The sequence below is a fragment of the Microcella sp. genome (assembly GCF_030645145.1).
GTDB lineage: Bacteria > Actinomycetota > Actinomycetes > Actinomycetales > Microbacteriaceae > Microcella.
The window spans coordinates 1-2574 of sequence record NZ_JAUSMI010000142.1 but is presented as its reverse complement, the minus strand read 5'-3'; the positions used below and the strand labels follow the sequence as shown (position 1 = coordinate 2574).

At 72.4% G+C, this 2574-nt stretch carries 3 protein-coding genes and 1 pseudogene; 2 read left to right on the top strand and 2 right to left on the bottom strand.

All coding sequences use genetic code 11. The features are described 5' to 3' along the window. Together Q7T15_RS09730 and Q7T15_RS09725 are read right to left on the bottom strand one after the other, a co-directional pair. Nucleotides 1–356 (bottom strand): annotated as a pseudogene (locus Q7T15_RS09730) (cation acetate symporter); the annotation flags it as partial. Beyond that, the gene (locus Q7T15_RS09725) at nucleotides 356–715 is read right to left on the bottom strand and encodes a DUF485 domain-containing protein (RefSeq protein ID WP_304695733.1); all 360 of its coding nucleotides are present in this window, start codon (nucleotides 713–715) and stop codon (nucleotides 356–358) included. The pseudogene Q7T15_RS09730 and the gene Q7T15_RS09725, both read right to left, overlap by 1 nt. 203 nt (nucleotides 716–918) lie before the next feature. On the opposite strand from Q7T15_RS09725, the gene Q7T15_RS09720 reads away from it, so the two are divergent. Then, the gene (locus Q7T15_RS09720) at nucleotides 919–2142 is read left to right on the top strand and encodes a sensor histidine kinase (RefSeq protein ID WP_304695731.1); all 1224 of its coding nucleotides are present in this window, start codon (nucleotides 919–921) and stop codon (nucleotides 2140–2142) included. 29 nt (nucleotides 2143–2171) lie between these two features. Continuing rightward, the coding region (locus Q7T15_RS09715; protein ID WP_304695735.1) for a LytTR family DNA-binding domain-containing protein at nucleotides 2172–2574 on the top strand (403 nt) is incomplete at its 3' end.

Here is a 2574-nt window from a genome sequence, read left to right as displayed (position 1 = left end):
ACGTCGGCCATCGTGAACTTGCCCGTGTTGCGCAGCAGCTCGGCGACGAGCAGCAGGGCCACGACCCACGCGACGAGGAAGCCGATCGAGTAGAGGAACCCGTCGTAGCCGTTGATCGCGATCGCCCCGACGATGCCGAGGAACGACGCGGCCGAGAGGTAGTCGCCCGCGATCGCCGAGCCGTTCTGCCCGCCCGAGAACGAGCGGCCGGCGGCGTAGTAGTCGGCGGCGGTCTTGTTGTTCCGCGAGGCGCGGAACACGATGATCATCGTGATCGCGACGAAGACGCCGAAGATCGCGATGTTGAGGATGGGGTCGCCCGGAGCGGCCGGGGCGGTGACAGCGAGGTGCAGCATCAGCGCACGCCCTCCTTGGTCTCGAGACGGTCGCGGATGGCCGCCGCGTCGGGGTCGAGGTGCTTGTTCGCGTACGAGACGTAGATCATCGTCACCGCGAAGGTCGTGACGACCTGCGACAGCCCGAGCAGGATGCCGATGTTGACGCTGCCGAAGACCGGCGTGGCCATCAAGTCGGGCGCGTAGCCGGCGAGCAGCACGTAGGTGAAGTACCAGAGCAGGCAGGCCGCGGTCACGGGAAGCACGAAGCTGCGGTGCTTGCGCTTGAGCCGACGGAACTGCTCCGAATCCTGCGTCTCCCGGAACACCGCGGCCGAGTGGCCGGACGAGTGCTCCACGTTCAGGGCGTCGTTGCCCATGGGTTCTCCTCGAGAGGTCGCGGCAGCGACGACGGCGACGCTGCCGATTGGTGGCGGAACGCCCGCCAGCATCCCCCGATCGCGGGGTCGCGTCACCGGGATGCGCGCTCGTCGTCGGCGGACGGCGCCGCTCGTGCGACGAACGGCGACCCGGTGCCGCTGGGCGCGCTCGCCGCCGCACCCGTATCGCCTACCGTGGTGCCGTGACCGAGTCCGTGCTGCTCGCCCTCGCCATCGGCGTGCTCGTCGGAGTGGCCGCCGCGGTGCTGCTCGTCGTCGCGTGGCGCGTCGTGCGGCTGTCGCGCGAGATGGGCACGGCCGCCGAGCGCGCGACCTATTCGACGCTCCACCTCGCGAGCCAGGCGGCGACGCACGTGCGCGGGGGCCTCGACACGGGCGACCCGCAGCGCGCCGTCCGCCCGCTGCGCCAGCTGCTCGACTGCCGCGTCCTCGCCCTCGCCGACGACCACGGAATCCTCGCCATCGACGCCGGCCCGGCCGATCAGCGCCTCGCCGAGCACCTGCGGGCGACCGCCGAGCGCCTCGCCGCCGAGGTGCGCGCGGGCGACAAGCCGCAGGTGTTCCGCGGCATCGACCCGACCGGGCGCGGCATCCAGGCGACGGATGCCGTGGCCGCCCCGATCATCGCCGGCGACCGCACCGCGGGCGCGATCGTCGCCTTCTCTCCCACCGTCCGTCCGGGGCTCGTGCGCGCGACGGGCGAGGTGGCCGAGTGGCTCGCGGCGCAGCTCGAGCTCGGCGAGCTCGACGCGAGCCGCGCCGCGCTCGCCGAGGCCGAGGTCAAGGCCCTGCGCAGCCAGATCAGCCCGCACTTCATCTACAACGCCCTCACCGCGATCGCGTCGACGATCACGACGAATCCGCCACGGGCGCGCGACCTCGTGCTCGAGTTCGCCGACTTCACGCGCTACTCCTTCCGGCGGCAGGGCGACTTCACGACCCTCGCCGACGAGCTGCGCAGCGTCGACAGCTACCTGCAGCTCGAGCGCGCGCGCTTCGGCGAGCGCCTGACCCTCACGCTGCAGGTCGCACCCGAGGTGCTGAGCACGGTCATCCCGTTCCTCAGCGTGCAGCCGCTCGTCGAGAACGCCGTGCGGCACGGCCTCGAACCCAAGCCCGACGGCGGCGCGATCACGATCCGTGCGAGCGACGCGGGGGCGTTCGCGCTCATCGAGGTCGAGGACGACGGCGTCGGCATCGATCCCGAGCGCCTGCGGGGCATCCTCGCCGGGCGGCCGTCGGCCGATCACGTGGGGGTGCGCAACGTGGATGCCCGGCTGAGGCAGCTCTACGGCGACGAGCACGGGCTCGTAGTCGAGACGAACCTCGATGCGGGCACGCTCGTGCGCATGCGCGTGCCGAAGTCGCAGCCGCAGAACACGACCGCCCCGCGGCCGGCGGGCTGAGTGCGAGGATGTCACGCGTGACCGATCCGATGACCGTGCTCGTCGCGGACGACGAGCAGCCGGCTCTCGACGAGCTCGCCTTCCTGCTCGGCCACGACGAGCGCATCGGCACGATCCACCGCGCGTCGAACGGCGCCGACGCCCTGCGCATCCTCACGCAGGAGACGATCGACGCGGTCTTCCTCGACATCCACATGCCCGGGCTCAGCGGCATCGACCTCGCCCGCGCGCTCGGCCACTTCGACCGGCGCCCGCCGTTCGTGTTCGTCACGGCCGACGAGGAGCGCGCGCTCGAGGCCTTCGACCTCTCGGCGGTCGACTACGTGCTCAAGCCCGTGCGCGCCGAGCGGCTCGCCCGCGCGGTGGCGCGCCTGCTCGAGGCGCGGGCGGCGAGCACGGCCGAGGCGAGCACGACCGCGCCGCCCGCGGCCG

Coding starts and splice junctions, on each gene's coding strand:
- Q7T15_RS09725 (WP_304695733.1), bottom strand. CDS start 715: ATGGGCAACGACGCCCTGAACGTGGAGCACTCGTCCGGCCACTCGGCC.